The organism is Nocardia carnea, assembly GCF_029869215.1.
Taxonomy (GTDB): domain Bacteria; phylum Actinomycetota; class Actinomycetes; order Mycobacteriales; family Mycobacteriaceae; genus Nocardia; species Nocardia carnea_B.
Window position 1 is genome coordinate 1 of the sequence record NZ_JARWPM010000036.1, and the last position, 26,722, is coordinate 26,722.

Sequence of the window (26,722 nt, forward strand, 5' to 3'; positions counted from 1 at the left end):
TGTGGACAGTTTCATAGAGTTACGGCGGTTATAGCGGCAGGGAAACGCCCGGTCCCATTCCGAACCCGGAAGCTAAGCCTGCCAGCGCCGATGGTACTGCACTCGACAGGGTGTGGGAGAGTAGGACACCGCCGGAACATACTTTCACGGAAGGGGACCCAGATTCTGGGTCCCCTTCCGGCGTTTCTGTAGCGGGTTGTGACCCGTAAACTGGTTGTGAGCATACGTTCACCGTGTTCATTCAGCCGATTTTCCATTTGAGAGAGGGATCCGCCGTGCCGGAACGCAGCGATGACCGGAAGCCGTTCCGGCGTAATTCTTCCGGGGCGGGAAACGGGTCCGGCGGCGCCGGAGACACGTCCCGATCCGGTGGTGGCGCAGGCGGTGAGCGCCGGTCACGCGGGGACGACCGCGGCAATTTCCGGCGCGACAACGGCACGACGGGCGGGGCACGTGGTGACCGTGCCGGCAATCCGCGCGGTGAGAGCCGCGGGCGTCCGGGGACGGGTGGCGCCGACAAGCCTCGCGGTGCCTTCGGAGGCGAACGGGGGTTCCGGGACGACCGGAATCGGTCCGACCGCCCGGGAGCTCCGGGCGAGCGTGGCGGGCGGACGGGCAGCCCGGAAGAGCGCGGCCGGTTTCGTTCCGAAGGAGCACGGGGTGACCGTTCCGCGGCCGGGACGCGAGGCGGCCGCGACGACTCCCGTGGTTACCGGGACCACGGCTCGCGGCCGGGGGGCGATAAGCCGGAACGCGGCTACCGGGAACGGAGCGACTTCCGGTCACCGGATGGGCCGGGTGCCCGGGATTCACGCGGTGACGGCGTCCGTGGCCGGCGGGAATTCGGGGGACGCGAGGATTCGCGGCCGGGTGGGGAAGAGCGACGTTTCGGTGCGCGTGGTGGCTCCGGTCGGCCGGAGCGCCGTGCAGGGGACTCTTTCGACAACAACAGGCCCGTGGAACGCTCGCGCGGCGCAGGCCCGGACGGACCGCGCCGCCGCGGTGGTGAGGGTGCCGCGCGCGGAATCGATCGTCGGCCGCCTCGGCCCGAGGAACCGGATCTGCCCGACGACGTGCAGGCGAGTGATCTGGATACCTCCATCCGGCGTGATCTGCTGAGCCTGGACAAAGGCAACGCGGAAACCGTGGCGCGCCATCTGGCGATGGCGGCGCAGGTGCTCGAGGACGACCCCCGGCTGGCGCTGGCCCACGCGCGCGCGGCGCGGCAGCGCGCGGGCCGGATCGCCGTGGTGCGTGAAACAGCCGGTGTGGTCGCCTACCACGCCGGGGAATGGGCCGAGGCGCTGTCGGAGTTGCGGGCCGCGCGACGGATGGCCGGTGGTACCGGCCTGCTGGCCGTGATGGCCGACTGCGAACGCGGCCTGGGCCGGCCGGAACGGGCGATCGAGATCGGGCGGAGTGACGAAGGCCGGGCACTCACCGGAGACGAAGCGATCGAGCTGCGGATCGTGGTGGCCGGCGCCCGGATGGATCTCGGCCAGTACGACCAGGCGGTGGTCACGTTGCAGACCCCGGATCTCGATCCGGCCCGTACGGGTTCCGGACCCGCCCGGCTGTTCTACGCCTACGCCGATGCGCTGGTCGCGGCCGGACGTACCGATGAAGGGCTGACCTGGTTCTTCAATGCCGCGGCTGCCGATCTCGACGGTGAAACCGATGCCGAGGAGCGGGCAGCGGAGCTGACCGGCGGATCCTGAGGCCCGCGTAACGTTGCCTCGCCAGCACTCGAATCCCGGCGTGTGAGGCTCTCTGGATTGCCGGCTGTTGCCGTCGGCGTACCCGTCCCCGACCGGGCGACTCCGAGACTGGTGTGCTGGGTGTCGTAGAGCTGGGGTTCCCGGCGTTCTGCCAGAGCTGAACCGGCCGAACTCAGGTCGCGGTAGCGAGGAGGCTCTAGCCACCGCGGACCGTTCGCGTCGGCGGCCTGCCGAGGTCGACGATCGTGGGATACGTACACCGACCGACACATAGATCCGTTCTTCCCCGCGAGGCTACTTCGCTCGCCCGGGGCGTGTCCGGACCTCGACGCCCCGGCTTGGTAGACGCCGATATCGATGCCTGGACTGGCCGGCGTGGGGCCCCGACCTGCGGGCCCAACCATGATTTTGGGTCCTGCTGCGAGCACTCCAGGAAGAATTCATGCCACCGCGGGTGAGGTCGTACCCGACGGCGGGATCACGCCGGGGCGATGGACCAGTTGAGTTGTGTGCGCAGGTCGGCCGGGTCCATATGGGGGTTCGGTTCAGTGAGATAGACCTCCCACCGGGCGTCTGCGGGGCTGAGCCCTCGGGCCGTGATCCAGGAGTACAGCCGGTCCCAGCTCCGGTCCAACTCGTCGAAGGCGCCTCGGTGCACGAGGCGAGCTGTTCGCCCGGAGGGGAGCCGGCCGGGCACCACCTCCGCGTCGGGGCGGATCTCCCGGTCGACCGGGAAGCCGACGGTGATCTCCAGATTTTTCTCGGTGGCGGTGCCGTAGAGCGCGAGCGCGGGGCCGGTGATATTCGCCCCTTGCTCACCGAGAACTGTGGCGAGGCTGCCGAAGGAGGTGTCGAAGAAGGTGCGGATCTCGGTGGGATCGACCTGACCGTGGACCACTGCGAGGGTGTCGCCGGCTACCTCCAGCAGCTGGGGTTCGGTGTTGTGATCAACAGATTCGGGCACAGGTCCTCCACAGTCGAGTGTCTCGGGTCGCGCGTCTCCGCGAGCGCGCGGGTTGTTCGTTGTGACGACGCCGTGGGCGGCGAAAAATCATCGTGCGCCCGCACGCGGCCACGCGGCCGGGTATCCGTTCGATCAAATGGTCGCCACTCGCGAAAATCGGCGCCGGGCGTGGCGTACCTCGCTTCCGGAGGGCTGGTCCGCACCACGCCGAGGTCGTTCGGCCCGGAGCTCTCCGAACACCCGGGCGGGGTCGGATGTGATGACCAACGCGCCACCCCCGGCTCCTCGGTGAAACTGTCGCACTGGGAAGGGCGGAGAATACCGCTCGTCCTCCCGCGCCCGGCGGTGGGCGGCGTGCACCCGCTGCACCGGAATGAGAGAGGCCCGTCGGATGGCCCCGACGCACCGGAGCCGGAATGTACGTAATCGGCATGTACGTAATCGGCGTGGCCGGGAGAATTCGTGGCGGTCTTGCCGCCGGTGCGGGGTTCGCCCGGTTGGGATCGCGTGATTCGAACACGCCGAGTCCCCGGCCGAGCGGCGAAGGGGTAGCCGAGCGGCGAAGGGGTAGCCGGGCGGCGAATGGGTAATGGGTGCTGTCCTGTGGAGTGGGCGTGGGGCGGCGCCGGGGGACGACGTAGGGTCCCGGGTGTGCGGGATGCGAGTGGAACACCACGGTTGCGGGATGGATACGAAGCGCTGCTGCTGGATCTGGACGGGACGCTGTACCGCGGATCGGCGGTGATCGAGGGCGGACCGGCAGAACTGGCCGGTGGCGGACAACGGTTGGTGTACGTCACCAACAACGCGAGCCGGGCGGCCGGTTCGGTGGCCGCTCATCTCGCGGAGATGGGCTATCGGGCGGGCGAAACCGATGTGGTGACCAGCGCGCAGGCGGCCGGGCGGCTGCTCGCCGAACGTGTCGAGCGCGGCGGCGAGGTGCTGGTGGTGGGGACCGACGATCTGGCTGCCGAGGTGAAAGCGGCCGGACTGCAGCCCGTGCGGCGCGCGGCCGAATCGGTGGTGGCGGTGGTACAGGGGCATTCACCGCAGACCGCCTGGCCCGACCTGGCCGAGGCGTCCTACGCGCTGCGCGCGGGGGCGCTGTGGGTGGCCGCGAACACCGACCGCACCCTGCCGAACGAACGCGGGCTGGCGCCGGGCAACGGTGCCATGGTGGCCGCACTACGCGCCGCCTCGGACCGGGAACCCGTGGTCGCCGGTAAACCCTATCCGCCACTGCTGGAAAACGCCCTGGAGCGGGCGGGTACCCGGGGCGCGCTGGTGGTGGGTGACCGGCTCGACACCGATATCGACGGTGCCGAGAATGTGGCGGTGGACTCGCTGCTGGTCCTCACCGGCGTGAGCACGGTCGAGGAACTGGCCGGACTACCGGAGCATCGGTGGCCGACCTATATCGCCGGCAGCCTGGCCGCGCTCAACAGCGCGCCGGTGGCCGGCGGTATCGATGAACCCGAGGAGATCCGGCGGGCACTGCTTGCGCATCCCGGCCGGGCCCTGAGGGTGCGCGCGCCCCGTTCGGAAATCCGATAGCGTTGACCGCACGATGACTACCCCGACTCCTCGCCCGAACACCCCCGGTGCCGCCCGGGTACCGCTGCCCGGTCAGCATCTGCCCGGGGCAGCCGGGCCCGGCGAACTTGCCGATCCGGAAAAGATCCGGGCCGAAGTCCGCGAACTGCTCGCCGAACTCGCCACCGGACCGGCCACCGGTCCCGGGTCCGGGGACGAGACCGCCGGTACCGACCTGGCCCGCCGGGCGCACATCCTGGAACAAGCACACGAGGTGCTGGTCCGGGCTCTGGCGACGGTGGACAAGATCTGAGGTGGCCAGGCGGGCGCGGGTGGACGCGGAATTGGTCCGCCGCGGCTTGGCGCGGTCACGCGAGCATGCCGTGGAACTGATCGGGGCCGGGCGGGTGCTGATAAACGGCGCGGTCGCGGTGAAACCGGCGACGGCGGTCGAAGCCGGTACTCCCCTGGTGGTCAAGGAACAGGTCGACGAGGTCGCGTGGGCATCGCGCGGGGCACATAAGCTGCTGGGCGCGCTGGACGCGTTCGAACCGCGCGGCCTGCGGATCGCGGGCCGCCGCTGCCTGGACGCCGGGGCATCCACCGGCGGGTTCACCGATGTGCTGCTCAGCCGTGGGGCGCGGGAAGTGGTGGCCGCCGATGTCGGCTACGGGCAGCTGGTGTGGCGATTGCGTACCGATGACAGGGTGCGCGTTCTCGACCGGACCAATGTGCGGTCGCTGACGCCCGAGGATATCGGCGGCCCGGTGGATATGGTGGTGGCCGACCTGTCGTTCATTTCGCTGGGCCTGGTCCTGCCCGCCTTGGCGGCGTGCACGGTCCTCGGCGCGGATCTGGTGCCGATGGTGAAGCCGCAGTTCGAGGTCGGCAAGGAACGGGTGGGTTCGGGAGGTGTGGTGCGCGATCCCGGGCTGCGGGCCGAGGCGGTGTGCGCGGTGGCCGCCACGGCGGCCGAGACCGGGTTGCGGACCGTGGGGGTGGTGGCGAGCCCGCTGCCGGGGCCGTCCGGGAATGTCGAATACTTTCTGTGGCTGCGCCGGGAGGATATCCCCGGCGATACGGTCGGCGAGGTGGCGGAGATGGTGCGGCTGGCGGTCGAAGAAGGCCCGCAATGAGCGCGGGAACGGTCCGGGAGATTCTGCTGGTTTCGCATCCCGGGCGCGCCGAGATCAGCGAAACGGCGCATCGGGTCGCGAAGATCTGCGCGGAAGCGGGAATCGGGCTGCGGGTCCTCGCGGACGAGGCCTACAGCACCCGATTCGAAGCAGGCTCCGAACCGGTGACCGAATCCGGCGGTTACCCGGTGCAGGTGGTGGCGCACGAGCCGGACGCGGCGCGGGGCTGCGAGATGGTGCTCGCGCTCGGTGGTGACGGCACCCTGTTGCGAGCCGCGGAACTGGCGCGGCACGTCACCGTGCCGGTGCTCGGGATCAACCTGGGGCGGATCGGATTCCTCACCGAAGCCGAGGCCGAACACCTCGACGAGGCGCTCGCGCAGGTGGTGCGCCGGGACTACCGGGTCGAGGAGCGGATGACCATCGATGTCAGCGTGCGGCTCGACGACGAGGTCATCGAACGCGGCTGGGCGTTGAACGAGGCCAGTATCGAGAACGCCGCCCGGATGGGGGTTCTCGAAGTGGTCCTCGAGGTCGACGGACGGCCGGTGTCGTCCTACGGGTGTGACGGAATCCTTGTCGCGACCCCTACCGGTTCCACCGCGTACGCCTTCTCGGCCGGCGGGCCCGTGGTGTGGCCGGAACTGGAAGCGCTGCTGGTGATTCCGAGCAACGCCCACGCGCTGTTCGCCCGGCCCCTGGTGACCAGCCCGGATTCCCGGATCGCGGTCGAATCGGTTGCCACCGGCCATGATGCGATAGTTTTCCTGGATGGCAGGCGCACCCTCGCACTGCCGCGGGGCGGCCGGGTCGAAGCGGTCCGTGGTGCCGAGCCGGTGCGGTGGGTGCGGCTGGATTCCGCGCCGTTCGCGGACCGGATGGTGCGCAAGTTCGAGCTGCCGGTAACCGGTTGGCGGGGCCGGCGGCGAACGGAGGGCACACGTGCTGACAGAGATTCGAATTGACGGGCTGGGCGTTATCTCCACGGCCACCGCGCAATTCCACGAAGGGCTGACGGTGCTCACCGGGGAAACCGGTGCGGGCAAAACGATGGTGGTGACCAGTCTGCACCTGCTCAGCGGGGCGCGGGCGGATGCCGGGCGGGTGCGGCTCGGGGCGAACCGCGCGGTGGTGGAGGGCCGGTTCACCCTCGACGAGGTGAACGCGACCGCGCGCGGTGAAGCGGAACGGGTGCTCGAAGCCGCGGCCGCGGTGGCCGACGACGACGGGACGGTGATCGCGATCCGCACGGTCGGCAGCGACGGCCGGTCCCGGGCGCATCTGGGGGGCCGCGGGGTGCCGGCGTCGGTGCTGGCGGATTTCACCGCGCCCCTGCTGACCGTGCACGGGCAGAACGACCAATTGCGATTACAGCGGCCCGAACAGCAGTTGCGGGCCCTGGACCAGTTCGCGGACGCGACGGTGGGACCGTTGCTGCAGGAATACACCGAGCATCGGCGGGCCTGGCTGGACGCGCGGAACGCGCTGCTGGAACGTACCGCGCGCAGCCGGGAGATGGCCGCCGAGGCCGAACGTCTCACCCAGGCGATCGCCGAAATCGATGCGGTGGCGCCGGAACCGGGTGAGGACGAACGGCTGGTGGCCGAGATTCGCCGGCTCAGCGATCTGGATTCGCTGCGGGAGGCGGCAGCGACCGCACACGAGGCGCTGGCCGGGCCGGAGGACAATCCCGGCGAGAACGCAGGGGCCCTGGACGCGCTGGGGGTCGCGCGGTCGCGGGTCGAAACTGCCGAGGATCCGGCGCTGGCGGCGCTGGCGCCGCGGCTGGCCGACGCGATCGCGGTGGTGGTGGATCTGACCACCGAATTGAGCGGCTACCTCTCGGATCTGCCGTCGGACCCGGGCGCGCTGGACTCCATGCTCACCCGGCAGGCCGAACTGAAATCGCTGACCCGCAAATACGCACCCGATATCGACGGGGTGCTGGCCTGGGCGGATGATGCACGGACCAAGCTGGAATCGCTCGATGTGTCGGAGGAGACGCTGGCGGCACTGGCCGCGGAGGTCGAGGCGGGCGCGGAACGGGTGCGGGCGGCGGCGGTGAAGCTGTCGGCGGCGCGCAGCGCGGCGGCCGGCGACCTGGCGGCGGCGGTGAGCGAAGAGCTCAGCGGGCTGGCGATGGGGAAGGCGCGGCTCGAGGTCGAGGTGCGCCCGGTACCGGCCGGGCCGCAGGATTCGGCGCCGCTGTTGGTCGACGGCACCGAGCTGCACGCGGGGCCGGCCGGAGTGGACGAGGTGGAGTTACGGTTGGCCGCGCATTCCGGAGCGCAATCGTTGCCGCTGAGCAAAAGCGCGTCCGGCGGTGAGCTGTCGCGGGTGATGCTGGCGCTCGAGGTGGTGCTGGCGGGTAACGAACACGGCGTGACGATGGTGTTCGACGAGGTGGATGCCGGGGTCGGCGGCCGGGCCGCGGTCGAGATCGGGCGCCGGCTGGCCCGGCTGGCCCGGACCCACCAGGTGATCGTGGTGACCCACCTCGCGCAGGTGGCCGCGTTCGCGGATACGCATCTGGTGGTGAACAAATCCGACGACGGTGAGGGCACCGTGAACTCCGGGGTCCGGGCGCTGACCCAGGACGAACGCATCGTGGAACTCGCCCGGATGCTGGCCGGGCTCGACGACACCGAAACGGGTCGCGCGCACGCCTGGGAGCTGCTCAATATCGCCCGGGCCGAACGGATGGCGGCGCGCTGACCCACCTCGCACTCGTAGTGAGGTGGCCGGTGCGAGCGGTACCGATGTCCGGCGCGGGCCGGTGGTAGCCCACCGGCCGGCCCGAAGTGCGCCGCCGGCACCGAGCGGGCCAGGGGCGTCACCCCGCTGGGATGGTCGCGCTACGGCCGGGCGACCTGTGGATCAGCGGACGGCTTTGCGGGCGGCGGCGATGAACTGGTTGATCAGGCCCTTCAGGCCGGCCTCCAGCGCCTTGGCGGGCACCGGCAGAGTCGGGTCGGAGGTCATGGTGTAGACGACGCGAGTGCCGTTGTCCGCGTCCGCGAAGGTGATGACGCCGGTATGGCTCTTCACCGGTGCGCCCTTGACGATCTTGTACTCCATGCGCTCGTTCGGCACGAGGGCGGTGATCTCCTCCACCACGCCGACCGGTCCCACGCCGATCTTGTGCTGGGCGCCCACACCCTCGCGTTCGGTCGCGCCAGGCTTGACGAGCGTGACATTCACCGCGAGGTACGGGCTGATGCTCTCGCGGTCGGCGAACAGCCGGTACACGGTCGCGCGCGGGGCGGCGATCACGGTGTCGACGGTGGTGCTGGCCATGGGAGTCTCCTCTTCGAATAGCTGTGCCGGCAGCATACGGCGCGGACCGGCCGGCTTCCGCGCGGTGTCGGCCGTGCCGACCGGAACGGCCGGTAACCGATCGATTGCCCGAATGAGACCGAAGGGTAGTGCTCAGCGGCGTGTCTCCACCAAAGGTTGAGGGTTTACCGACATCATCGCTGCATGAAAATGCTGGCGCTGCTGTCGAAGAACTCCGAGACACTGCCCGGCCGGACCGGGACCGCCCGGGTCGACCGTGATACCCGGCGACTGGTCGCGCGGCTCGGACCAGGTGATATCGCCGTCCTGGACGAAATGGACCTGGATCAGACCCTCGCCGAGCAACTGGTCGCGGCCGGAGTGACGGCGGTGGTGAACACCTCCCCGTCGATCTCCGGCCGGTACCCGAATATCGGCCCCGAGGTTCTGGTCGCGGGGGGTGTGCTGCTGCTGGATACCGTGAGCTCCGATGCGTTCGGCCGGATCAAGGACGGCACGCGGGTGCGGATCGAGGACGGCGTCGTCTACGCCGACCGGTTCACCCGCAAGGAACCCGAGGCGCTGGTCGAATGCCTCGAGCTGGACGAGGAGGCCATTGCCGAGCGGATGCGCGAGGCGCGGCACGGGCTCGCCGAGCATCTGGAATCGTTCGCCGGGGACGCGCTGGAATTCATCCGGGCGGAATCGTCGCTGCTCATGGACGGGATCGGTGTGCCCGAGGTAGACCTCGAGCTGAACGGGCGGCAGGTAGTAGTGGTCGGGGCCGGTGCCGGTCACGCCGAGGATCTGCGCAAGCTCAAGCCGTTCGTCAAGGAGTACCGCCCGATCATGATCGGGGTAGGCGTGGGTGCGGATACGCTGCGGCGGGCCGGTTACCGGCCCGATCTGATCGTCGGGAACCCCGACGAGCTGACCGTGAAAACCCTGACCTGCGGCGCCGAGCTGATAATTCCCGCGGATCTGGACGGCCGCGCCGGCGGACTCGAACGAGTGAAGGAACTGGGGCTGGGGGCGACCACGTTCCCCTGCTCCGGGACACCCGTCGATCTGGCGCTGCTGCTGGCGCATCATCACGGGGCGGCGCTGATCGTCACGGCGGGCGCGAGCGCTTCCCTGGAGGAGTTCTTCGACCGCGGGCGCCGCGACAGCAATCCGGCGACCTTCCTGACCCGGTTGAAGGTCGGGGAATCGATCATGGACGCCGGCGCGGTGGCCACGCTGTACCGCAACCGGTTCCCGGGTGTGCTGGCGGCGCTACTGATCCTGGCGGTGCTCGGCGCGGCGATCGTCGCGATCCTGGCAGCCGGGCACGGTACCGAAATGCTCGCCGGAGCGCAGGAGATGCTGAGCCGGGCCGAGCTGTGGGGCCGGGAAGTTCTCGCGCGGACCGGATAGCGAGCCGCAGTGGATACCGGGTGGTCGGAGAGTCGGTCGCCCGGGGTGACGCCACCGGTCCGTGCTGTCGAATCGCCGGAAGTTCCGCGTCCTCCGGGAGTGCCGGCCGGACCACGTCGGCTGCCGGCCGGCTCACGTCGGAGAAATCTCCGCCTGGGCCGTACGGACCGCGCGTGGGTGAGGAGGTGACGCCTTCCACCGTGCGGATTCGTTCTCGACCGAATGGTCGATCCGCTCGGTGTCCCCGGGCCGCCGAACGCGGGCGGGCAGGTCGAGGCCGGGTCGGCCTCGCGAGGGGAGCAGGCTCGGGTGGCCCGGTGCGTGAACGGGGTGCGGGCAGGTCGGCGCAACTATTCAGCACCCGGGGGGCGTTCGGGCCCGGCCCGTCACCGGTTTGCCTGCAGGGCCGCGGATGTGGAGGAAGTGGCCGGTGGTACCGCTGGGGTGCAAGTGAGTGCCGGGGGTTCCGCGGCTGTGGTCGGTGAGTCGGGGCCGGGCGGGCGATCGGGTGGTTAACCGGGAGTGGCGGTCGAATATCGGGCCGGTATCGTGTTACTGTGAAGACCCGTGGGTCATACACGGATTCAGGCGCGCGCAGCCACCAAACACATCTTCGTCAGCGGTGGTGTCGCCTCATCACTCGGTAAGGGTCTCACCGCCTCCAGCCTCGGTCAGTTGCTGACCGCGCGGGGGCTACGAGTCACCATGCAGAAGCTCGACCCCTATTTGAACGTCGATCCCGGCACCATGAACCCGTTTCAGCACGGCGAGGTGTTCGTGACCGAGGACGGCGCCGAGACCGATCTCGATGTGGGGCATTACGAGCGGTTTCTCGATCGCGACCTGTCGAAGGACGCCAACGTCACCACCGGCCAGATCTACTCGTCGGTGATCGCCAAGGAACGCCGCGGCGAGTACCTGGGCGATACGGTCCAGGTGATCCCGCATATCACCGACGAGATCAAGGCGCGCATCCTCGCGATGCGCGGCCCGGACCTGCAGGGGCAGGAACCGGATGTGGTGATCACCGAGATCGGCGGGACGGTCGGCGATATCGAATCGCAGCCGTTCCTCGAGGCCGCCCGGCAGATCCGCCACGATGTCGGCCGCGACAATGTTTTCTTCCTGCACGTCTCGCTGGTGCCGTATCTCGCGCCGTCGGGTGAGCTCAAAACCAAACCCACCCAGCATTCGGTGGCGGCGCTACGCAGTATCGGTATCCAGCCCGACGCGCTGATCCTGCGCTGCGACCGCGAAGTGTCGGCCGGGTTGAAGAGCAAGATCGCGCTGATGTGCGATGTGGAGGTCGACGCGTGTATCTCCACGCCGGACGCACCGTCGATCTACGACATCCCGAAGGTGCTGCACCGGGAAGGGCTCGACGCCTACGTGGTGCGCAAACTCGGGTTGCCGTTCCGCGATGTCGACTGGACCGTCTGGGGTGATCTGCTCGACCGCGTGCACGCGCCGCGGGAGACGGTGGAGGTCGCGCTGGTCGGTAAATACGTGGACCTGCCGGACGCGTACCTGTCGGTGACCGAGGCGCTGCGGGCCGGTGGGTTCGCCCATCGCGCGAAGGTGAAACTGCGCTGGGTGCAATCCGACGACTGCGAGACTCCGGCCGGCGCCCAGGCCGCGCTGCGCGATGTGGACGCGGTGCTGATCCCCGGCGGTTTCGGGATCCGCGGTATCGAGGGCAAGGTCGGCGCGATCCACCACGCTCGCACCCGCAAGTTGCCGCTGCTGGGGTTGTGCCTGGGCCTGCAGTGCATGGTGATCGAGGCCGCGCGTTCGGTCGGGCTCACCGACGCCAATTCCGCCGAATTCGAACCCGAGACCGAGCATCCGGTGATCTCCACCATGGCCGATCAGGAACAGGCGGTGGCCGGCGAGGCCGATCTGGGCGGGACCATGCGGCTCGGTGCCTACCCGGCGACGCTGGAGAAGGGGTCGGTGGTGGCCCGGGCCTACGGCACCACCGAGGTCTCCGAACGGCACCGGCACCGGTACGAGGTGAACAACGCCTACCGCGACAAGATCGCCACCAGCGGGCTCCGGTTCAGCGGCACCTCGCCGGACGGGCATCTGGTGGAATTCGTCGAACTCCCCGGTGACGTCCACCCGTTCTTCGTCGGCACCCAGGCACATCCGGAATTGAAGAGCCGGCCCACCCGGCCGCATCCGCTGTTCGCCGAACTCATCGCCGCCGCGCTGCGGTACAAACTGGCCGAACGGCTGCCCGTGGACATCCCCGGGGAGCAGGAAATGGCCGGCACCGCCGAGCGGGCCTCGTGATGGGTCTGCGCCGACCGCGGCGGTCCGCGTCCGAGGAGGCGTCGTGACCGCGGGGGAGCCGGGCAGCCACGATTTCCGGACCGTCGACAGCCGGCTGATCTACCGCGGGGCGATCGTGGCGCTGCGGCTGGACCAGGTGGAAATGCCGGACGGGCGGGTCGTGGAGCGGGAGGTCGTGGAACACCACGGCGCCGTCGCGGTGGTCGCCGTGGACGACGACGGACAGGTCGTGCTGATCCGCCAGTACCGGCATCCGCTCGGGGAGCGGCTGCTGGAACTACCGGCCGGTTTGATCGATATCGCCGGGGAAGATCCGCTCGATGCGGCGCAACGGGAACTCGCCGAGGAAACCGGCCTGGCCGCGCGGGAGTGGTCGGTGCTGGTGGATGTGGCGCTCTCGCCCGGGTTCACCGACGAAGCCCTGCGGGTGTACCTGGCACGCGGGCTCAGCGAAACCCATCGGCCGCCGCCCGAACACGAGGAAGCCGATCTCGAACTGGTGCGGATGCCGCTCGACGACGCCGTCCGCGCGGCCCTGGCCGGTGAGATCGTGAACGCCACCGCGGTCGCCGGGCTGCTGGCCCTGCGTGCCGCCGAGGCGGCGCGGCTGCCGCTGCGGGCGGCCGGCGCGCCGTGGCCCGGGCTGCCCACCGCCCTGTTGCGGCGCCAGGCGGCGCAACAGGATTCGGACTGAGCGGGTATGCGGTGCGCGAGATCGACGTCTACCTGGACCATCTCGCGGTGGAGCGGGGCGCCGCGCGCAGCACACTGTCGGCCTACCGGCGGGATCTGGGTCGCTACCAGGAATTCCTGACCGACCGCGGGATCCGCGAGCTGGAGGCGGTCACCGGAGTCGATATCGGGGAATTCACGGTCGCGCTGCGCGCGGGCGACGAGCGGCATCCGCCGTTGGCCGCCGGGTCGGTGGCGCGCGCCCTGATCGCGGTGCGCGGCCTGCATCGTTTCGCCGCCGCCGAAGGAATGATCAGCGCCGATGTCGCCCATGCGGTGAAACCGCCGATGGTGGGGCAGCGGTTGCCGAAAGCGCTCCCGGTGGACCAGGTGCTGCGGTTGCTGGACGCGGTGGGCGCCGATACGGGGGCCGGTGGTAACGCCGGGGCCCGCGGGCTGCGTGATCGCGCGCTGCTGGAACTGCTGTATTCGACCGGTGCGCGGATCTCGGAAACCGTAGGGCTCGATATCGACGATCTCGACCTCGCGGGTCGCGCGGTGATGTTGCGGGGCAAGGGCGGTAAACAGCGGATCGTTCCGGTCGGCCGGCCCGCCCTGGAGGCCGTGGACGCCTATCTCGTGCGGGGGCGTCCGGTGCTGGCGGCACACGGGCGCGCCGGGGTCCGCGCGCCGGGGGCTGCCGCCGCGCTGTTCCTCAACGTTCGCGGCGGCCGCCTGTCACGGCAGAGCGCCTGGCAAGTCCTGCAGCGGGCCGCGGAACACGCGGGGATCACCGCGACGGTTTCGCCACACACACTGCGGCATTCGTTCGCCACCCACCTGCTCGACGGCGGCGCCGATGTGCGGGTGGTACAGGAACTGCTGGGCCACGCATCGGTGACGACCACCCAGATCTACACCCTGGTCACCGTGGGTACCTTGCGCGAAGTCTGGGCCACCGCCCACCCCCGGGCACGATGACTTGCGATGATGCGGAACCGGTGCGCCGGGGTGGGAAAGGAACACGCCGTTGCCACACCGGGCGCCGAAGTGCTGTCAACAGGTAGCGTCTTAGGGAGCCGGACCGTGGCGAAAGCGAGACCGTGCCTTGATCGGCCTCGTTACGCTCTACGAGGTGACGGGCAGGAACGTATAAGGAGCAACGGATCGTGACGACTGTCGGAGCGGCGGAACCGCCGAGGGGCGCCGAGAACGACGAGCGCTCCGCGTCCGTGTGGGGCGCGGGCCCCGAACCCGTCCCCGCCGACGCCGCACTCGGTCCCACCGGGCGGCCGCTACGCCAGGTCCCGGAGCCCCCCGAACCTTCGCACGAGGGCAATGCACTCATCGTGGCGATGTGCAACCAGAAGGGCGGGGTCGGTAAGACCACCTCGACCATCAATCTGGGTGCCGCCCTGGCCGAATACGGCCGCCGGGTGCTGCTGGTGGATCTCGACCCGCAGGGCGCATTGTCGGCGGGTCTCGGCGTGGCCCACCACGACCTGGACCTGACCGTGCACAACCTGCTGATCGGGGCGCCGGTCGGGGCCGACGACGTGCTCATGCAGACCAAGGTCGAGAACCTGGATCTGCTGCCCAGCAATATCGACCTGTCCGCCGCAGAGATCCAGCTGGTGAACGAGGTCGGCCGGGAACAATCGCTGGGGCGGGCGCTGGAACCGATCCGTGATCGCTACGACTACATCCTCATCGACTGCCAGCCCTCGCTCGGTCTGCTCACGGTGAACGCGCTGGCCTGCTCCGACGGCGTGATCATCCCGATGGAATGCGAGTATTTCTCGCTGCGCGGGCTGGCACTGCTCAACGACACCGTCGAGAAGGTGCGGGACCGGCTGAATCCGCGACTGAGCCTGTACGGCATTGTGGTGACCATGTTCGATGCCCGGCTGCTGCATTCCCGTCAGGTGATGGCGCGGGTGGTAGAAGTGTTCGGAGACCTGGTGTACGACACGGCGATCGCGCGGACCGTCCGGTTCCCGGACGCCAGCGTCGCCGGTGAGCCGATCACCACCTGGGCGCCGAAATCCAGCGGGGCCGAGGCGTATCGCGCGATGGCACGGGAAGTCATCCACCGGTCGGGTCGGTGAGCGCGGCACCCGGACCTGCACCGTCGAGTACGAGCGAACCCGGCGACGTCGCGGCCGCGGCGCCGGAAACAACCGGTTTCCATCTGCGGCTGAGCAATTTCGAAGGTCCGTTCGATCTGTTGTTGCAGTTGATCTCGCAGCGCCGTCTCGATGTGACCGAGGTGGCGCTGCATCAGGTCACCGACGAATTCATCGCCTACACCAAGGCGCTCACCGCCGGTCTGTCCGAACCGGGGAACTCGCTGCGGACGGACAAGATCCTGGACCAGACCACCGAGTTCCTGGTGGTCGCCGCGACGCTGCTGGATCTGAAGGCGGCGCGGCTGCTGCCCTCGGGGGAGGTCACCGATCCCGACGATCTGGAACTGCTGGAGGCGCGGGACCTGCTGTTCGCCCGGTTGCTGCAATACCGGGCGTTCAAACAGGTCGCCGAGCTGCTCGGCGAACTCGAGGCGGCCGCCCTGCGCCGGTATCCGCGGGCGGTGGGCCTGGAGGAGCGGTTCGCGGGGCTGCTGCCGGAGGTGACGCTCGGCGTGGACGCGGCCGGGTTCGCCGAGATCGCCGCGGCGGCGTTCCGGCCGCGGCCGGTGCCGACGGTGGGGCTGGACCATCTGCACGCCCACGCGATATCGGTCGCTGAACAGGCAACACTGGTATTGGAGCGGCTGAAGGCGCGCGGCGCGGGCACCTGGACCACCTTCGCCGAGCTGGTGGCCGATTGTGCGGCGCCGATCCAGATCGTGGCGCGATTCCTGGCGTTACTCGAGCTCTACCGGGGTAAATCGATCGAGTTCGACCAGCCCGACCCCCTGGGCCCCCTCGCGGTCCGCTGGATCGGGGACGACACCGCGCCGGTAACCATCGAGGAGGACTACGGATGAGCGAGTCGGGCCCGGAGGCGGTAGCGGAGCGTGACCACGTAGGGCCCTCGCTCAGCCGTGAGGGGCAGAGCATGAGCGAGTCAGGTCCGGAGGCGGTAGCGGAGCGTGACCACGCAGGGGGCGCGAGCGGGGGTGTGACCGAATTCGCGCCCGAGCCGCTGGACGATGACGAATTCCGGGCGGCGCTCGAGGCGATCCTGCTCGTGGTGGACACTCCGGCCCCGGTAGAGCAGCTGGCGGTGGCACTCGACGAGCCCGCGAGCCGGGTCGAGCGGACCCTGCGGGAGATGTCGGCGGAGCTGGCCGCGCGGCGCAGTGGGATCGATCTGCGTTTCGCCGGGGACGGGTGGCGCTTCTATACTCGCAGCGAGTACGCACCGTATGTGGAGCGTATGTTGCTCGACGGCGCCCGGTCGAAGCTGACCCGGGCGGCACTGGAGACGCTGGCGGTGGTGGCATACCGGCAGCCGGTGACCCGGGCCCGGGTCAGCGCGGTGCGCGGTGTCAATGTCGACGGTGTGATGCGCACCCTGCTGGCCAGGGGTTTGATCACCGAGGCGGGCACCGACCCGGAGACCAACGGCACGCTCTACGGCACCACCGAACTGTTCCTGGAACGTATCGGGCTGGCGTCGCTGAACGATCTGCCGCCGCTGGCGCCCCTGCTACCGGGCGTCGACCTGATCGATGAGATCAACGACAGTCTGGAAACGGATCCCCGTTACACCAGACTGCGCAAACCCGCCGAGGAAGATCTGAAACTCGGCGCCGAGGATTGACAGGAAATCGTGAATACACCCGCTCGCCGAGATGGCACACCGGATCGTAGACAACGTAGTGACCAGCCCAGCAGGGCCGGTCGGGGGCGCGGCGCGGGGGAGGCCCGCCGCGGTGGGGAGCCGCCCAGGTATGGGCGCGGCGCCGAGCCGCCCCGTGGCGGCCGGGCCGGTGGAACACGGAGTGCCGAGCGCGGGGCGCGTAGTGAACAGGTTCAGCGGCCGGGGCGTGGCGCCGGTGGGCCGGAGGCGCCGGCCGGGCGCCGTGGAAGCCGGCCCGTCGCCGGTCGGGGTGGTTTCGATGCGGCCGGGCGCGGTGGCGACGAATCGTCCGGACGCGGTGGGCCGGCCTCGGCCGGTCGTGGCGGGTCGCCTGCGGTCGGCCGGACCGGTGGGGCTGCGGCAGGACGTGGCGGGCGCCTCGGCTCTCCGGGCGCCGGGCGCGGTGGTTCCGCCCCGGGCTCCCGGTCCGGTGGACGACCGGCCGGTGGCGCTTCGGCACGTAAGAGCCAGACCACTCGTTCCGGGAGCGGCACGCCGCAGCTGAACAATGCCAAACCGGCCCGCCACCAGCATGTGGAACCGGAGGGCCCCGGCCACGAGAAGATGCCTTGGGGCGAAGGCGAACGCCTGCAGAAGGTGCTGGCCAAAGCCGGTGTCGCTTCGCGGCGCGCCGCGGAGGAGATGATCGACCAGGGTCGTGTCGAGGTCGACGGCATCATCGTGCGCGAACAGGGCCTGCGTATCGACCCGGAGAACGCCGTCGTGCGGGTGGACGGGATCCGGGTGGTGGTGCGTGAAGAACTGGTGCATCTGGCGCTGAACAAGCCCAAGGGCTGGCAGTCCACCATGTCCGACGATCTGGGCCGCCCGTGTGTGGGCGATATCGTGGCCGAGCGGGTCGCGGCCGGGCAGCGGTTGTTCCATGTCGGGCGGTTGGACGCCGATACCGAGGGACTGCTGCTGCTCACCAACGACGGCGACCTCGCGCACCGGCTCATGCACCCCTCGTATCAGGTGTCGAAAACCTATCTCGCGACCGTGCAGGGCGAGGTACACCGCTCCATCGGCAAGATCCTGCGCGACGGTGTGGAACTCGAGGACGGCCCGGCCACCGTGGACAAATTCCAGGTACTGGAGGTCGACGCGGGACGTTCCCTGGTCAAGGTGGTGTTGCACGAAGGGCGTAAACATATCGTGCGGCGGTTGCTGGACGCGGTCGGTCACCCGGTGGTCCGGCTGGTCCGCACTCACATCGGCCCGGTGGTCCTGGCCGATCAACGGCCGGGCACCCTGCGGGTCCTGGGCCGCGACGAAATCGGCAAACTCTACGAGGCGGTGTCACTGTGAAGGGGGCCGACGTGTTCGGTATGGAAGCTCCGGTCGGAGTCGTCGCGAACCCGGCGGGCGACCGGTCACTGGTGGTGGCGATGGACGGACCCTCGGGGACCGGGAAATCCAGTGTTTCGCGGCGGCTGGCGACGCGGCTGGCGGCCCGCTACCTCGATACCGGGGCCATGTACCGGGTCGCGACCCTGCAGGTGCTGCGTGCCGGAATCGACCCGGCCGATTCGGCGGCCGTGATCGCGGCGGTCACCGATATGCCGCTGCGGATCGGCACCGATCCCGAGAACGAGCTGATCGAACTCGACGGTGACGATGTGCGCGCCGAGATCCGGGGCGCGGCGGTGACCGCGGCGGTGTCCGCGGTGTCGGCGGTTCCGGAGGTGCGCGAGCAGCTCGTGGCGTTGCAGCGGGAGATCGCGGTGAGCGCCGGCCGGATCGTGGTCGAGGGCCGCGATATCGGTACCACCGTGTTGCCCGACGCCGACGCCAAGATCTTCCTGACCGCCTCCGCGCAGGCCCGGGCGCATCGGCGTAATCAGCAGAACATCGCGGAAGGCCGCGGCGACGACTACGCGGGGGTCCTCGCCGATGTGCAGCGCCGCGACCGCCTCGACTCGACCCGGGCGGTTTCGCCGCTGCGGTGCGCCGAGGACGCGGTCCGGGTCGACACCAGTGAGCTGACGATGGACGAAACGATCGAGGAGCTGTATCGCGAAGTGGCCCGGCAATTGGACCGGCCCCGCGAACGGCATGCGATGCGGCGCCGGGGAGCCGGCGGATGAGCGGGGACACGATGAGTGATGTACTCGCCGGCGACGGCGTATGGAGTGACGAAACCGACTGGGAGATCACCGACCTCGCCGGTGATCCGGAAGCCGCCGATCAGCTGCCGATGCCCACCCTGGCCGTCGTCGGCCGCCCGAACGTGGGGAAATCGACGCTGGTCAACCGGATTCTGGGCCGTCGTGAGGCGGTGGTCGAGGATGTCCCCGGCGTAACCCGCGACCGGGTCTCCTACGAGGCGAGCTGGGCGGGCCGCAGGTTCTGGGTGCAGGACACCGGCGGCTGGGAACCGGACGCCAAGGGGCTGCAGCAGTCCGTGGCCCGCCAGGCCGAACTCGCCATGAACACCGCCGACGCGATCCTGCTCGTGGTGGACGCCGTGGTCGGCGCCACCGCCACGGACGAGGCCGCGGTGAAGGTGCTGCGGCGGGCGAAGACGCCGGTGATCCTGGTCGCGAACAAGGTCGACGACCAGCGGGTCGAGGCCGATGCCGCGGCGCTGTGGTCGCTGGGCCTGGGCGAACCGCGGATGGTGTCCGCGGCGCACGGGCGCGGCACCGGGGATCTGCTCGACGATGTGCTCGAGGTACTACCCGAGACGCCGCGCGAGGGACTCGGTGGCGCCGGTGGGCCGCGCCGGGTGGCCCTGGTCGGGAAACCGAATGTGGGCAAGTCCAGTCTGCTCAACAAGCTCAGCGGGGACGAGCGGTCGGTGGTGCACGATATCGCCGGCACCACGGTCGACCCGGTGGACTCGCTGGTGGAGCTGGGCGGCAAGGTGTGGCGGTTCGTCGATACCGCGGGATTGCGGCGCAAGGTCGCCAATGCCAGCGGTACCGAGTTCTACGCGTCCCTGCGCACCAAATCGGCACTGGAGGCCTCCGAGGTGGCGATCATGCTGATCGATGCCTCGCAGCCGATCACCGAACAGGACCTGCGGGTGATCAGTTTGGTCGCCGATTCCGGGCGGGCGCTGGTGCTGGCGTTCAACAAATGGGATCTGGTCGACGAGGACCGCCGCCTGCAACTCGACCGCGAAGTGGACCGAGACCTGATCCGGGTGCCGTGGGCGCAGCGGGTGAACATTTCGGCGCAGACCGGCCGGGCGGTGCAGAAACTGGTGCCAGCCATGGAAACCGCACTCGAGTCGTGGGACAAACGCATCCCGACCGGGCGCCTCAACACGTGGCTGAAGGAAGTGATCGCCGCGACCCCGCCGCCGATGCGCGGTGGCCGGCTGCCGCGCGTGCTGTTCGCCACCCAGGCGACCACCCGCCCCCCGACCTTCGTGCTGTTCACCACCGGATTCCTGGAGGCGGGCTACCGGCGGTTCCTGGAACGGCGGCTACGTGAGGAGTTCGGCTTCGACGGGTCGCCCGTCCGGATCTCGGTCCGGGTGCGGGAGAAGCGTCCCAAGAAGTAATCTCCCGGGTCGCGTCCGGGCCGCTGCTGCCGGCGTGTAACCGCGCCGGCGGCGCGGGCGAGCCGGACGCGCAGTTCGGTGCGTGTTCGTGGCCGGAACTCCGGTGTCCGAGAACAGCCGCGTCCTGGCGAGGAGAAGTGCATGGTGAGTCGGCGTGGCCGGGCGTTGTCGGTGTTCCTGCGGCTGACCCGGAAGCGGGGCATGGATACCGCCGCGAAGGCGCGGGCCGCCATGGCGGAGCCGGCGGGCGACCATGCGCCGCCGCGGGGACTGCGCCGGCGATATCGGGTGGTGAGCCGGGCCGTCGGCGGCTTCCCGTGTTACACGGTGACGCCGCGGACAGGAACGGAATCCGGCGTGGTGGTGATCTACCTGCACGGCGGAAGTTTCTTCCGGGAGATCAGCTGGTGGCATTGGCGGTTCATCGGGCGGCTGGTGGCGGCGGGTCATCGGGTGGAGGTGCCGATCTATCCGCTCGCACCGCGCCACACGTACCGGGCCGCGCGCCCCTACCTGATCGAGGTCTACCGGGGCGTGCTCGGCGAATACGACCCCGCGCGTGTGGTGCTGGCCGGTGATTCGGCCGGCGGGACCCTCGCCCTCACACTGGCCCAATCCCTGCCTGCCGCAGGGCTTCCGGCGCCCGCGCGGCTGATCCTGCTGTCGCCGTGCCTGGATATGCGGTTGTCGAACCCGGAGATCGATCGGGTCGAGGACGCGGACCCGTGGCTGGCGCGCCCCGGCCTGCTGGAGGCGGGCCGGGTCTGGGCCGGCGGGGACGATCTCGGCCTGCCGGAGTTGAGCCCGATCAACGGTCCGCTGGACGTGCTCCCGCCGACCGATGTCTTCATGGGCACACACGACATCCTGCACCCCGATGCGCGGCTGTTCGCCGAACGGGCCGGTTCGGTGGTGCGTTTCGTCGAGGAGGCCGGAGCGTGTCACGTCTATCCGCTGTTACCGGTTCCCGAGGCCGGCCCCGCGGTGCGGGCGATCCTGGCCGCTCTGGCGCGATACAGCCTGCGTTCGGCGGCCGTGGAGCCGGAAGCGGGACCCCGCCAGGGGAACTCGTGAACGGCCTGTGAACGGCGACAGAAATCGGTTGTTTGGACCGTGACGGTGCATCGCGCGGCAAAGCGCGGTACCGTACCCCGGCGTGACCACTTGTCTGCTGTCGAATCACCCGAGGCGGGAGCCGGAATGACTGTCGAGCCCCCGATCGAGGACGATGTCACGCAACTGGCCCAGCGAGTCGAACATGCCCGCAATCGGCTGGCCTACCAGTTCGACCCCGCGCTGACCGAGGCGCTGTCGGAATCGGAGCTGCAGGCCGAACGTGAACTCGCCGAGCGTATCCGCGAACAGGAGCGCGGACAGCGCTGGAAGGAGATCCAGGCGGTCGCCGCGGCGAACGACCGGGCCCGGCAGACCACCGAGCAGATCGAGAAGGCGGATATGCGCGACCTCTTGCTCGCCCGTAAAGCCATCGCCGCGCAGCGCCGGGAATCCAGCCCGCACGCCAAACTGGCCTCCCTGTACCGGCATCGGTCCTGGTCGTTGCGCGCACTGGCCGGTGTGGTCGGCGCGGGCATGCTGTGGTCGGCGGTCAACGTCCAGCAGAACATCGCGCCCACCGGCCCGTCCGATCCGCTGTTCTGGTTCAGCTACCTGCTGGAAGGGATGATCAGCGTCTGCCTGATCATCATCATGATCGGCACCAACAAGGTCGCCGAATGGGGTGTGGTCAACAACCGGAAGCAGACCGCGGCCGCCGAGATCGCGCTGCTGGCCCTGACCGTCGGGCTCAACACCTACCCGTATCTGCGGGTGGGGAACTGGTACGACGTGGCGGTGCACGCCGTCGCGCCGGTGATGATCGGTGTCGCGCTGCTCATCCACGACGCGGCCAGCGCTCGCTACGGTATGGCGATTCTGCGCGCCACCGAACAGGTCCGGGGGCTGCCCGATCCGGCCGCGCAGATCCGCAACAGCCTGCCCCGGGTCACGATGAAACTCGATCCCAACGCGGGCGAGGCGCGGGCGCTGCCGACCGGGGATACTGCCGCGGCACAACCTGCGGCGCTGGAAAGCGGAGCGAAGAAACCGTCGGCCGGTTCGGCATTCCGGCCGGACAACAAGTCCGGGGAATCCGGTAAGAAGCGGGCGGGCGATCTCTCCGATGTGACGTCCGGCCTGATCGGCCGGACCAGCTCCCTGCTCGACGAACTGGCCACGAACTCACCGTTGTTCGACGAACCCGGCACCAAGTCCGCGGAAACCACCGATAAGTTCCCGATCACCACTTCGGCGACCGCCGCCGCCAAGAAACTCGGCCAGCACAAACAGGCCGGGTCCGCGGAGGCGACGAACGGAGCCAAGACCGGTCCGTCGGAAGCGACTGCCAAGGGCAAGCTGTCCGGTGACAAGGAGACCGACGAGTTCCTCGAGGTCGTCCGTTCCTCCGACGGCTACGACACCGGTCAGTTCCGGGTCGCCGATATCCTGGAGCAGGAACTGGCCGAACTCCAGGCCGAACGCCGCAAGGCCCGCTCGGGGCGCACCCGCAGCACCTCCACCAACGGGGCCTGAGCGGACGCGACGGCGCCGTCTCGGCCACGGGACACGCCACGGTGGCGGCCGCACCACCGTGGCGGAGGACGGTGAGGAGGCACGATGACGGAACGCAAACCCGCGGGGGTCGATTTCGAATCGTGGGTCGATCGCAAGATCCGCGAGGCCACCGAGCGCGGTGAGTTCGAGAATCTGCCCGGTGCCGGGAAACCGCTGCCCGGGGCGGGAAACCCGTACCACGACGAGAATGCGTGGTTGCGGGATTATCTGCGCCGCGAGGGCGTGAGCGGGGATGTGATGCTCCCGCCGTCGCTGTTGTTGCGCCGGGAAGTGGAGCGCCTGCCCGGCACGGTGCGGGAACTGGGCACCGAGGCAGAGGTGCGGGCCGCCGTCGCCGAACTCAATCGCCGGATCGTGGACTGGTTACGGTTGCCGACGGGCCCGCAGATTCCGCTCGCGCCGGTAAATGCCGAGGAGATCGTGGCGGGTTGGCGGTCTGCCGGCGACCGCACCGGTGGGCGCCCGGTCACCGGTGCGCACGACTCCGAACATCCCGAACCCGGAGCAGAGCCCCGGCCCGCGGCGCGTCGTCCGTGGTGGCGCCGGCTCCGGGGCAGCCGCTGATCCGGATATCGCGCCGAAACCCCTGTCGTCGAGCCGGAGTCCCGCCGCCGGCCGCGAAGGCCGAGCCGGCGGCTACGGAGGTCGGCCCGGAACCGTGTGCAGGACGGCTATGGAGGTCGAGCCGAGCGGCGGGTGGCCGCGGAGTCGAACCGTGCGGCTGTGGGCGGCTACGGAGGTCGAGGCGGGCGGGTGCGGGCCGGCCGCGAACGTCGGGGCGTGGCCGGGTCGGACGCGAAAGTCTGCCCGGGACGAGTGTAGGTCGGCCGGAGTGGGTGCCGGGCGGCCGCGCCAGGTCGGGCGGGATACGCGGGTCGAGTGGTGACCGAGTCGATACCCGGCGGGATACGGGGTAGGTGCGGTTGTATGAGGGGATGGACGCACGTACCCTCGCCGACCGGATCGAGATCACCGATCTGCTCACCCGCTACGCCACCGCCGTCGACGGCAAGGACTGGACGCTGTACCGCACGGTGTTCACCGCCGACGCGCAGATCGACTACAGCACGGCGGGCGGACCCACCGGGGACCTGGAAACCGTTGTGGCCGCGCTCACCGATCAACTGGCGCTGTTCACCCGGACCCAGCATTTCATCTCCAATATCGCGGTCGACCTGGACGCCGACACCGCGAAGGTACGTGCCATGTTCTTCAACCCGATGATCGTCTCGCCGGGTAAGCAGTTCACCTGCGGCGGCTGGTACAACCACGACCTGGTACGCACCCCGGACGGCTGGCGCAGCGCCCGGCTGGTGGAGGAAGCGGCCTGGTTCGACGGCCTCGAAGCAGCCTTCTCCGGAGACCGGTGAGCCAGGACACCCGCCCGGGGGCGCCGCCGCCGGATTGAACCCGCCGGACCCGGGTACGCGGCCGATATCCGACCGAGAAAACCGAGATTCGGAGGTGGATATCGTGGCCGAGCACAGGACCGCACGCGAAGGCATCGAAGGTGTCGTCGAGGGCGCGAAGGGCAAGGTCAAGGAGGCCGCGGGAGCGGTTCTCGACAACGACAGCCTGCGCACGGAAGGCAAGGCCCAGCAGGACAAGGGGGAATCGGAGCGGGCCGCCGCCGAGAAGGAAGCCGAGGCGCAGGAGGAACGTCTCCGGGCCGCCGCCGCGGAGCAGCGTCAGCGGGCCCAGCAGGATCCGGGTCACGGGCAAACTGTGGCACCGACTCCGCGCGACGTCTGAGGCCGGCCCGGCGGCCACCGTGCCGACCGGGCGGCAGCACACCGCGGCGATCTCGTACGAGGTCGCCGCGGTGATTTGCGCGAACCTCGAATTCGATGCTCCGGCGGTTACCCGCCGCGTACCGACCGCGGACCGTACGCGGCGTGCTCGCGCCCGGGTGACGGGTGACTCAGCCGGAGACCGCGGACCGGTCCGGGAGTGGTTCACCCGCGCTGCTGCCGTGCAGTTCGTAAACGGCGAACGCCTTGCCGATCACCGGCTGGGCCACGTTGCGCACCCGGATACCACCCGGTGTGCTGCCGCGCTCCGTACCGGCGTGCGCGTGGCCGTGCACGGCCAGATCGGCACCGTGGTTGTCGATGGGTTCGCCGAGCAGATACGAGCCGAGGAACGGGTAGATTTCGCGCGGCTCTCCGTGCAGGGTGTCGCTGACGGGGGAGTAGTGCGTCAGCACGACCGTGACATCGGTATCCAGCCCGGCCAGTGCACGGTCCAGTGCGGCCGCGAGTTCGATTGTGTGCCCGGCGAAATCGCGCATCAGCCGTTCCCCGAATACGCTCGCGCATTTGCCGGCGAAACCGCCGCCGAAACCCTTGGTGCCGGCGATACCGAGGGTGGCGCCGTCGATCTCGAGGGTGGTGGCATCGCCTTCGAGCACGGTGATACCGCAGGATTCCAGCAGTCCGGTCAGCTCGGCGGCGGCATCGCTGTGGTGATCGTGGTTGCCGAGTACGGCCACCACCGGCACCCCCACATCGGCGAATTCCCGGGCGACCACCTCGGCTTCGGCCGGTGTCCCGTGCCGGGTGAGGTCACCGGCCAGGAGCAGCACATCCGCGAGCTCCGGCAGGTTGTGCAGCGCGGGCCGTAACAGGCCACGGGAATCGGTGCCCAGATGAACGTCTCCGACAGCGGCGATCCGCATCTGCCTGCTCCCTTCTGCCCGGCGTCACGCGCCGAGGTCTTCGGACTCGCCCGGCCGGGCCGTCGCGGTGACGTGCACATCGTTGTGGATCGGCAGGTCCGGGGCGATATCGTGCACCACCTCCTCGAGCAGGCGCCGCCGCTGCGCGGTGCTCACCTCACCGTCGAGGACCACCACCTCGCCGCGAATGCGGACCTGCACCCCTTGTTCGTTGGTGCGAGGGTCCTCGGCCAGCGCCCGATGGAGTTCGGCGGCCAGGTATTCCGGTGGCCGTTGCCGGGAGGAATGCGGATTGCCGGACATCTACTCCGCCTTTCCGGAGTCGCGCGACCCCGTTCTCGTCTCGGCGATCCCGAGATCGTCGATCAACCCGAGGAACGCCCGCGCATAGGGTGAATGTTCGGTCTGCGCGCGTACCGCGGGCCAGTCCACCTGTTCCCGCAGATCGCGCGAGATCCGCAGCAGCGGGCTGAGGTCGAGCCGGTGCGCGTCGAAGACCAGCAGTTTGTCGACCAGCAGATCGGTGGCGTCGACAACGGGCGCGAGGGTGGGGCCTACTCGCATTGTCTCGGCCCGGCCCAGCAGTGCGTCGTCGACCTCCCGGTTGTTGGGCCGGTGGATGATATCGATCAGCGTGTCACCGTCGTAGGCCTTGATCAGCCAGTCCTCGGCGGCCTCCGCGACGCGGAGCCCGGCCCGCGCCAGCTCGGTGCGCGCCCGCGGGCTGTCCTCGGGTTTCACGAACAGGTCGACATCGTGATCCGACGGTGGGCCGCCGCGTGCGTACACGGCGCAACCGCCGGCCACGGCGAAGGGTATGCCCTGCTGTTTCAGGGCGTTCGCGGCCCGGGTCAATGCGTGCAGCAGTTGCTCCTCGGTCGGAACCATATGTGGCGGCTACCCGGGAGCCACGCGACTAATCAACCGATGACCGGCCGGGCGGCGCACCGGCCGGGCCCCGCCCCCCCCGGCCAACATACTTATTTTAGATAGGCGCCCCGGTCTGCCCCCACAAATAAAAACCCACCCACCAACACAACAACCCCAAAAACCCCCCCCCCCCCCCCCCCCAACAAACCCCCAACA

At 69.6% G+C, this 26,722-nt stretch carries 26 protein-coding genes and 1 rRNA gene; 22 read left to right on the top strand and 5 right to left on the bottom strand.

The genetic code is table 11. The features are described 5' to 3' along the window. Positions 1 to 20 precede the first annotated feature (20 nt). Positions 21 to 137: ribosomal RNA gene (rrf, locus tag QH276_RS01170) — 5S ribosomal RNA — on the top strand. Positions 138 to 956: 819 nt separating this feature from the next. Next, positions 957 to 1,718: a hypothetical protein gene (locus QH276_RS01175; RefSeq protein ID WP_280400127.1), complete on the top strand. Its 762-nt coding sequence runs from the start codon at positions 957 to 959 to the stop codon at positions 1,716 to 1,718. 478 nt (positions 1,719 to 2,196) lie between these two features. Here QH276_RS01175 and QH276_RS01180 read toward each other — a convergent pair whose 3' ends face one another. Further along, positions 2,197 to 2,682, bottom strand: a complete 486-nt coding sequence (locus tag QH276_RS01180) for a GyrI-like domain-containing protein (protein ID WP_280400128.1) — start codon at positions 2,680 to 2,682, stop codon at positions 2,197 to 2,199. Between the two features lie 651 nt (positions 2,683 to 3,333). On the opposite strand from QH276_RS01180, the gene QH276_RS01185 reads away from it, so the two are divergent. The 5 genes from QH276_RS01185 to recN are packed head-to-tail and all read left to right on the top strand — an operon-like array spanning position 3,334 to position 8,066. Continuing rightward, positions 3,334 to 4,236, top strand: coding sequence for an HAD-IIA family hydrolase (locus QH276_RS01185; RefSeq protein WP_280400129.1), 903 nt, complete (start codon positions 3,334 to 3,336; stop codon positions 4,234 to 4,236). A gap of 13 nt (positions 4,237 to 4,249) precedes the next feature. After that, positions 4,250 to 4,528, top strand: coding sequence for a hypothetical protein (locus QH276_RS01190; protein ID WP_280400130.1), 279 nt, complete (start codon positions 4,250 to 4,252; stop codon positions 4,526 to 4,528). Position 4,529: 1 nt separating this feature from the next. Continuing rightward, positions 4,530 to 5,351 (top strand): TlyA family RNA methyltransferase, encoded by an 822-nt coding sequence (locus QH276_RS01195; RefSeq protein ID WP_280406561.1) that lies wholly within the window; start codon positions 4,530 to 4,532, stop codon positions 5,349 to 5,351. Further along, positions 5,348 to 6,316: an NAD kinase gene (locus tag QH276_RS01200; protein ID WP_280396868.1), complete on the top strand. Its 969-nt coding sequence runs from the start codon at positions 5,348 to 5,350 to the stop codon at positions 6,314 to 6,316. Before QH276_RS01195 ends, QH276_RS01200 begins: the two co-directional genes overlap by 4 nt. After that, complete coding sequence (gene recN, locus QH276_RS01205; protein WP_280396867.1) at positions 6,294 to 8,066, top strand: DNA repair protein RecN; 1,773 nt, start codon at positions 6,294 to 6,296, stop codon at positions 8,064 to 8,066. Before QH276_RS01200 ends, recN begins: the two co-directional genes overlap by 23 nt. Positions 8,067 to 8,228: 162 nt before the next feature. Here recN and QH276_RS01210 read toward each other — a convergent pair whose 3' ends face one another. Beyond that, positions 8,229 to 8,648: an SRPBCC family protein gene (locus QH276_RS01210; protein ID WP_280396866.1), complete on the bottom strand. Its 420-nt coding sequence runs from the start codon at positions 8,646 to 8,648 to the stop codon at positions 8,229 to 8,231. Positions 8,649 to 8,831: 183 nt separating this feature from the next. Here QH276_RS01210 and steA point away from each other — a divergent pair, with 183 nt between their 5' ends. The 15 genes from steA (at position 8,832) to mbp1 (ending at position 24,711) form a co-directional block, all read left to right on the top strand. After that, positions 8,832 to 10,043 carry a putative cytokinetic ring protein SteA gene (gene steA / locus QH276_RS01215; protein WP_280396865.1) on the top strand — a complete coding sequence of 404 codons (1,212 nt, stop codon included), beginning with the start codon at positions 8,832 to 8,834 and terminating at the stop codon, positions 10,041 to 10,043. A 567-nt stretch (positions 10,044 to 10,610) separates the two neighbouring features. After that, positions 10,611 to 12,338, top strand: a complete 1,728-nt coding sequence (locus QH276_RS01220; protein ID WP_280396864.1) for a CTP synthase — start codon at positions 10,611 to 10,613, stop codon at positions 12,336 to 12,338. A gap of 43 nt (positions 12,339 to 12,381) precedes the next feature. Continuing rightward, positions 12,382 to 13,032 (top strand): NUDIX hydrolase, encoded by a 651-nt coding sequence (locus QH276_RS01225; protein WP_280396863.1) that lies wholly within the window; start codon positions 12,382 to 12,384, stop codon positions 13,030 to 13,032. Between the two features lie 11 nt (positions 13,033 to 13,043). Further along, the gene (locus tag QH276_RS01230) at positions 13,044 to 13,991 is read left to right on the top strand and encodes a site-specific tyrosine recombinase XerD (protein WP_280396862.1); all 948 of its coding nucleotides are present in this window, start codon (positions 13,044 to 13,046) and stop codon (positions 13,989 to 13,991) included. 251 nt (positions 13,992 to 14,242) lie between these two features. Further along, positions 14,243 to 15,118: a ParA family protein gene (locus QH276_RS01235; RefSeq protein ID WP_280396869.1), complete on the top strand. Its 876-nt coding sequence runs from the start codon at positions 14,243 to 14,245 to the stop codon at positions 15,116 to 15,118. Next, the gene (locus QH276_RS01240) at positions 15,115 to 15,999 is read left to right on the top strand and encodes a segregation and condensation protein A (RefSeq protein ID WP_280396861.1); all 885 of its coding nucleotides are present in this window, start codon (positions 15,115 to 15,117) and stop codon (positions 15,997 to 15,999) included. The genes QH276_RS01235 and QH276_RS01240 overlap by 4 nt, the downstream gene beginning before the upstream one ends. A 71-nt stretch (positions 16,000 to 16,070) precedes the next feature. Then, the gene (scpB, locus tag QH276_RS01245; RefSeq protein ID WP_280396860.1) at positions 16,071 to 16,778 is read left to right on the top strand and encodes an SMC-Scp complex subunit ScpB; all 708 of its coding nucleotides are present in this window, start codon (positions 16,071 to 16,073) and stop codon (positions 16,776 to 16,778) included. 9 nt (positions 16,779 to 16,787) lie between these two features. Next, positions 16,788 to 18,125 (top strand): pseudouridine synthase, encoded by a 1,338-nt coding sequence (locus QH276_RS01250; protein WP_280396859.1) that lies wholly within the window; start codon positions 16,788 to 16,790, stop codon positions 18,123 to 18,125. Positions 18,126 to 18,145: 20 nt separating this feature from the next. Next, on the top strand, positions 18,146 to 18,904 hold the full coding sequence (cmk, locus tag QH276_RS01255) for a (d)CMP kinase (RefSeq protein WP_280396858.1): 759 nt from the start codon (positions 18,146 to 18,148) through the stop codon (positions 18,902 to 18,904). After that, positions 18,901 to 20,328 (top strand): ribosome biogenesis GTPase Der, encoded by a 1,428-nt coding sequence (der, locus tag QH276_RS01260; protein ID WP_280396857.1) that lies wholly within the window; start codon positions 18,901 to 18,903, stop codon positions 20,326 to 20,328. Before cmk ends, der begins: the two co-directional genes overlap by 4 nt. A 141-nt stretch (positions 20,329 to 20,469) precedes the next feature. After that, complete coding sequence (locus QH276_RS01265) at positions 20,470 to 21,402, top strand: alpha/beta hydrolase fold domain-containing protein (protein WP_280396856.1); 933 nt, start codon at positions 20,470 to 20,472, stop codon at positions 21,400 to 21,402. A gap of 126 nt (positions 21,403 to 21,528) precedes the next feature. Further along, positions 21,529 to 22,917 (top strand): hypothetical protein, encoded by a 1,389-nt coding sequence (locus QH276_RS01270; protein WP_280396855.1) that lies wholly within the window; start codon positions 21,529 to 21,531, stop codon positions 22,915 to 22,917. 84 nt (positions 22,918 to 23,001) lie between these two features. Further along, positions 23,002 to 23,523 (top strand): DUF1992 domain-containing protein, encoded by a 522-nt coding sequence (locus tag QH276_RS01275; RefSeq protein ID WP_280399308.1) that lies wholly within the window; start codon positions 23,002 to 23,004, stop codon positions 23,521 to 23,523. 371 nt (positions 23,524 to 23,894) lie between these two features. Beyond that, a complete protein-coding gene (locus QH276_RS01280) occupies positions 23,895 to 24,329 on the top strand; it encodes a nuclear transport factor 2 family protein (RefSeq protein WP_280399307.1) in 435 nt (144 codons plus the stop codon). A 103-nt stretch (positions 24,330 to 24,432) separates the two neighbouring features. Next, positions 24,433 to 24,711, top strand: a complete 279-nt coding sequence (mbp1, locus tag QH276_RS01285) for a microaggregate-binding protein 1 (protein WP_280399306.1) — start codon at positions 24,433 to 24,435, stop codon at positions 24,709 to 24,711. Between the two features lie 169 nt (positions 24,712 to 24,880). Here mbp1 and QH276_RS01290 read toward each other — a convergent pair whose 3' ends face one another. From QH276_RS01290 to QH276_RS01300, 3 genes are read right to left on the bottom strand one after another with little or no spacing between them, the layout of a single operon-like run. Further along, positions 24,881 to 25,636: a metallophosphoesterase family protein gene (locus QH276_RS01290; protein WP_280399305.1), complete on the bottom strand. Its 756-nt coding sequence runs from the start codon at positions 25,634 to 25,636 to the stop codon at positions 24,881 to 24,883. Positions 25,637 to 25,660: 24 nt separating this feature from the next. Continuing rightward, positions 25,661 to 25,939, bottom strand: coding sequence for a BON domain-containing protein (locus QH276_RS01295; protein ID WP_280399304.1), 279 nt, complete (start codon positions 25,937 to 25,939; stop codon positions 25,661 to 25,663). Then, positions 25,940 to 26,524 (bottom strand): nucleotidyltransferase family protein, encoded by a 585-nt coding sequence (locus QH276_RS01300; protein WP_280399303.1) that lies wholly within the window; start codon positions 26,522 to 26,524, stop codon positions 25,940 to 25,942. Between the last annotated feature and the right edge of the window lie 198 nt (positions 26,525 to 26,722).

What these genes read in the sequence shown, in the direction of transcription:
- QH276_RS01190 (WP_280400130.1), top strand. Translation starts at nt 4,250, where the DNA reads ATGACTACCCCGACTCCTCGCCCGAACACCCCCGGTGCCGCCCGGGTA.
- QH276_RS01200 (WP_280396868.1), top strand. Translation starts at nt 5,348, where the DNA reads ATGAGCGCGGGAACGGTCCGGGAGATTCTGCTGGTTTCGCATCCCGGG.
- QH276_RS01210 (WP_280396866.1), bottom strand. Translation starts at nt 8,648, where the DNA reads ATGGCCAGCACCACCGTCGACACCGTGATCGCCGCCCCGCGCGCGACC.
- steA (WP_280396865.1), top strand. Translation starts at nt 8,832, where the DNA reads ATGAAAATGCTGGCGCTGCTGTCGAAGAACTCCGAGACACTGCCCGGC.
- scpB (WP_280396860.1), top strand. Translation starts at nt 16,071, where the DNA reads ATGAGCGAGTCAGGTCCGGAGGCGGTAGCGGAGCGTGACCACGCAGGG.
- cmk (WP_280396858.1), top strand. Translation starts at nt 18,146, where the DNA reads ATGGAAGCTCCGGTCGGAGTCGTCGCGAACCCGGCGGGCGACCGGTCA.
- der (WP_280396857.1), top strand. Translation starts at nt 18,901, where the DNA reads ATGAGCGGGGACACGATGAGTGATGTACTCGCCGGCGACGGCGTATGG.
- QH276_RS01265 (WP_280396856.1), top strand. Translation starts at nt 20,470, where the DNA reads ATGGTGAGTCGGCGTGGCCGGGCGTTGTCGGTGTTCCTGCGGCTGACC.
- QH276_RS01270 (WP_280396855.1), top strand. Translation starts at nt 21,529, where the DNA reads ATGACTGTCGAGCCCCCGATCGAGGACGATGTCACGCAACTGGCCCAG.
- QH276_RS01275 (WP_280399308.1), top strand. Translation starts at nt 23,002, where the DNA reads ATGACGGAACGCAAACCCGCGGGGGTCGATTTCGAATCGTGGGTCGAT.
- QH276_RS01280 (WP_280399307.1), top strand. Translation starts at nt 23,895, where the DNA reads ATGGACGCACGTACCCTCGCCGACCGGATCGAGATCACCGATCTGCTC.
- QH276_RS01290 (WP_280399305.1), bottom strand. Translation starts at nt 25,636, where the DNA reads ATGCGGATCGCCGCTGTCGGAGACGTTCATCTGGGCACCGATTCCCGT.
- QH276_RS01295 (WP_280399304.1), bottom strand. Translation starts at nt 25,939, where the DNA reads ATGTCCGGCAATCCGCATTCCTCCCGGCAACGGCCACCGGAATACCTG.
- QH276_RS01300 (WP_280399303.1), bottom strand. Translation starts at nt 26,524, where the DNA reads ATGGTTCCGACCGAGGAGCAACTGCTGCACGCATTGACCCGGGCCGCG.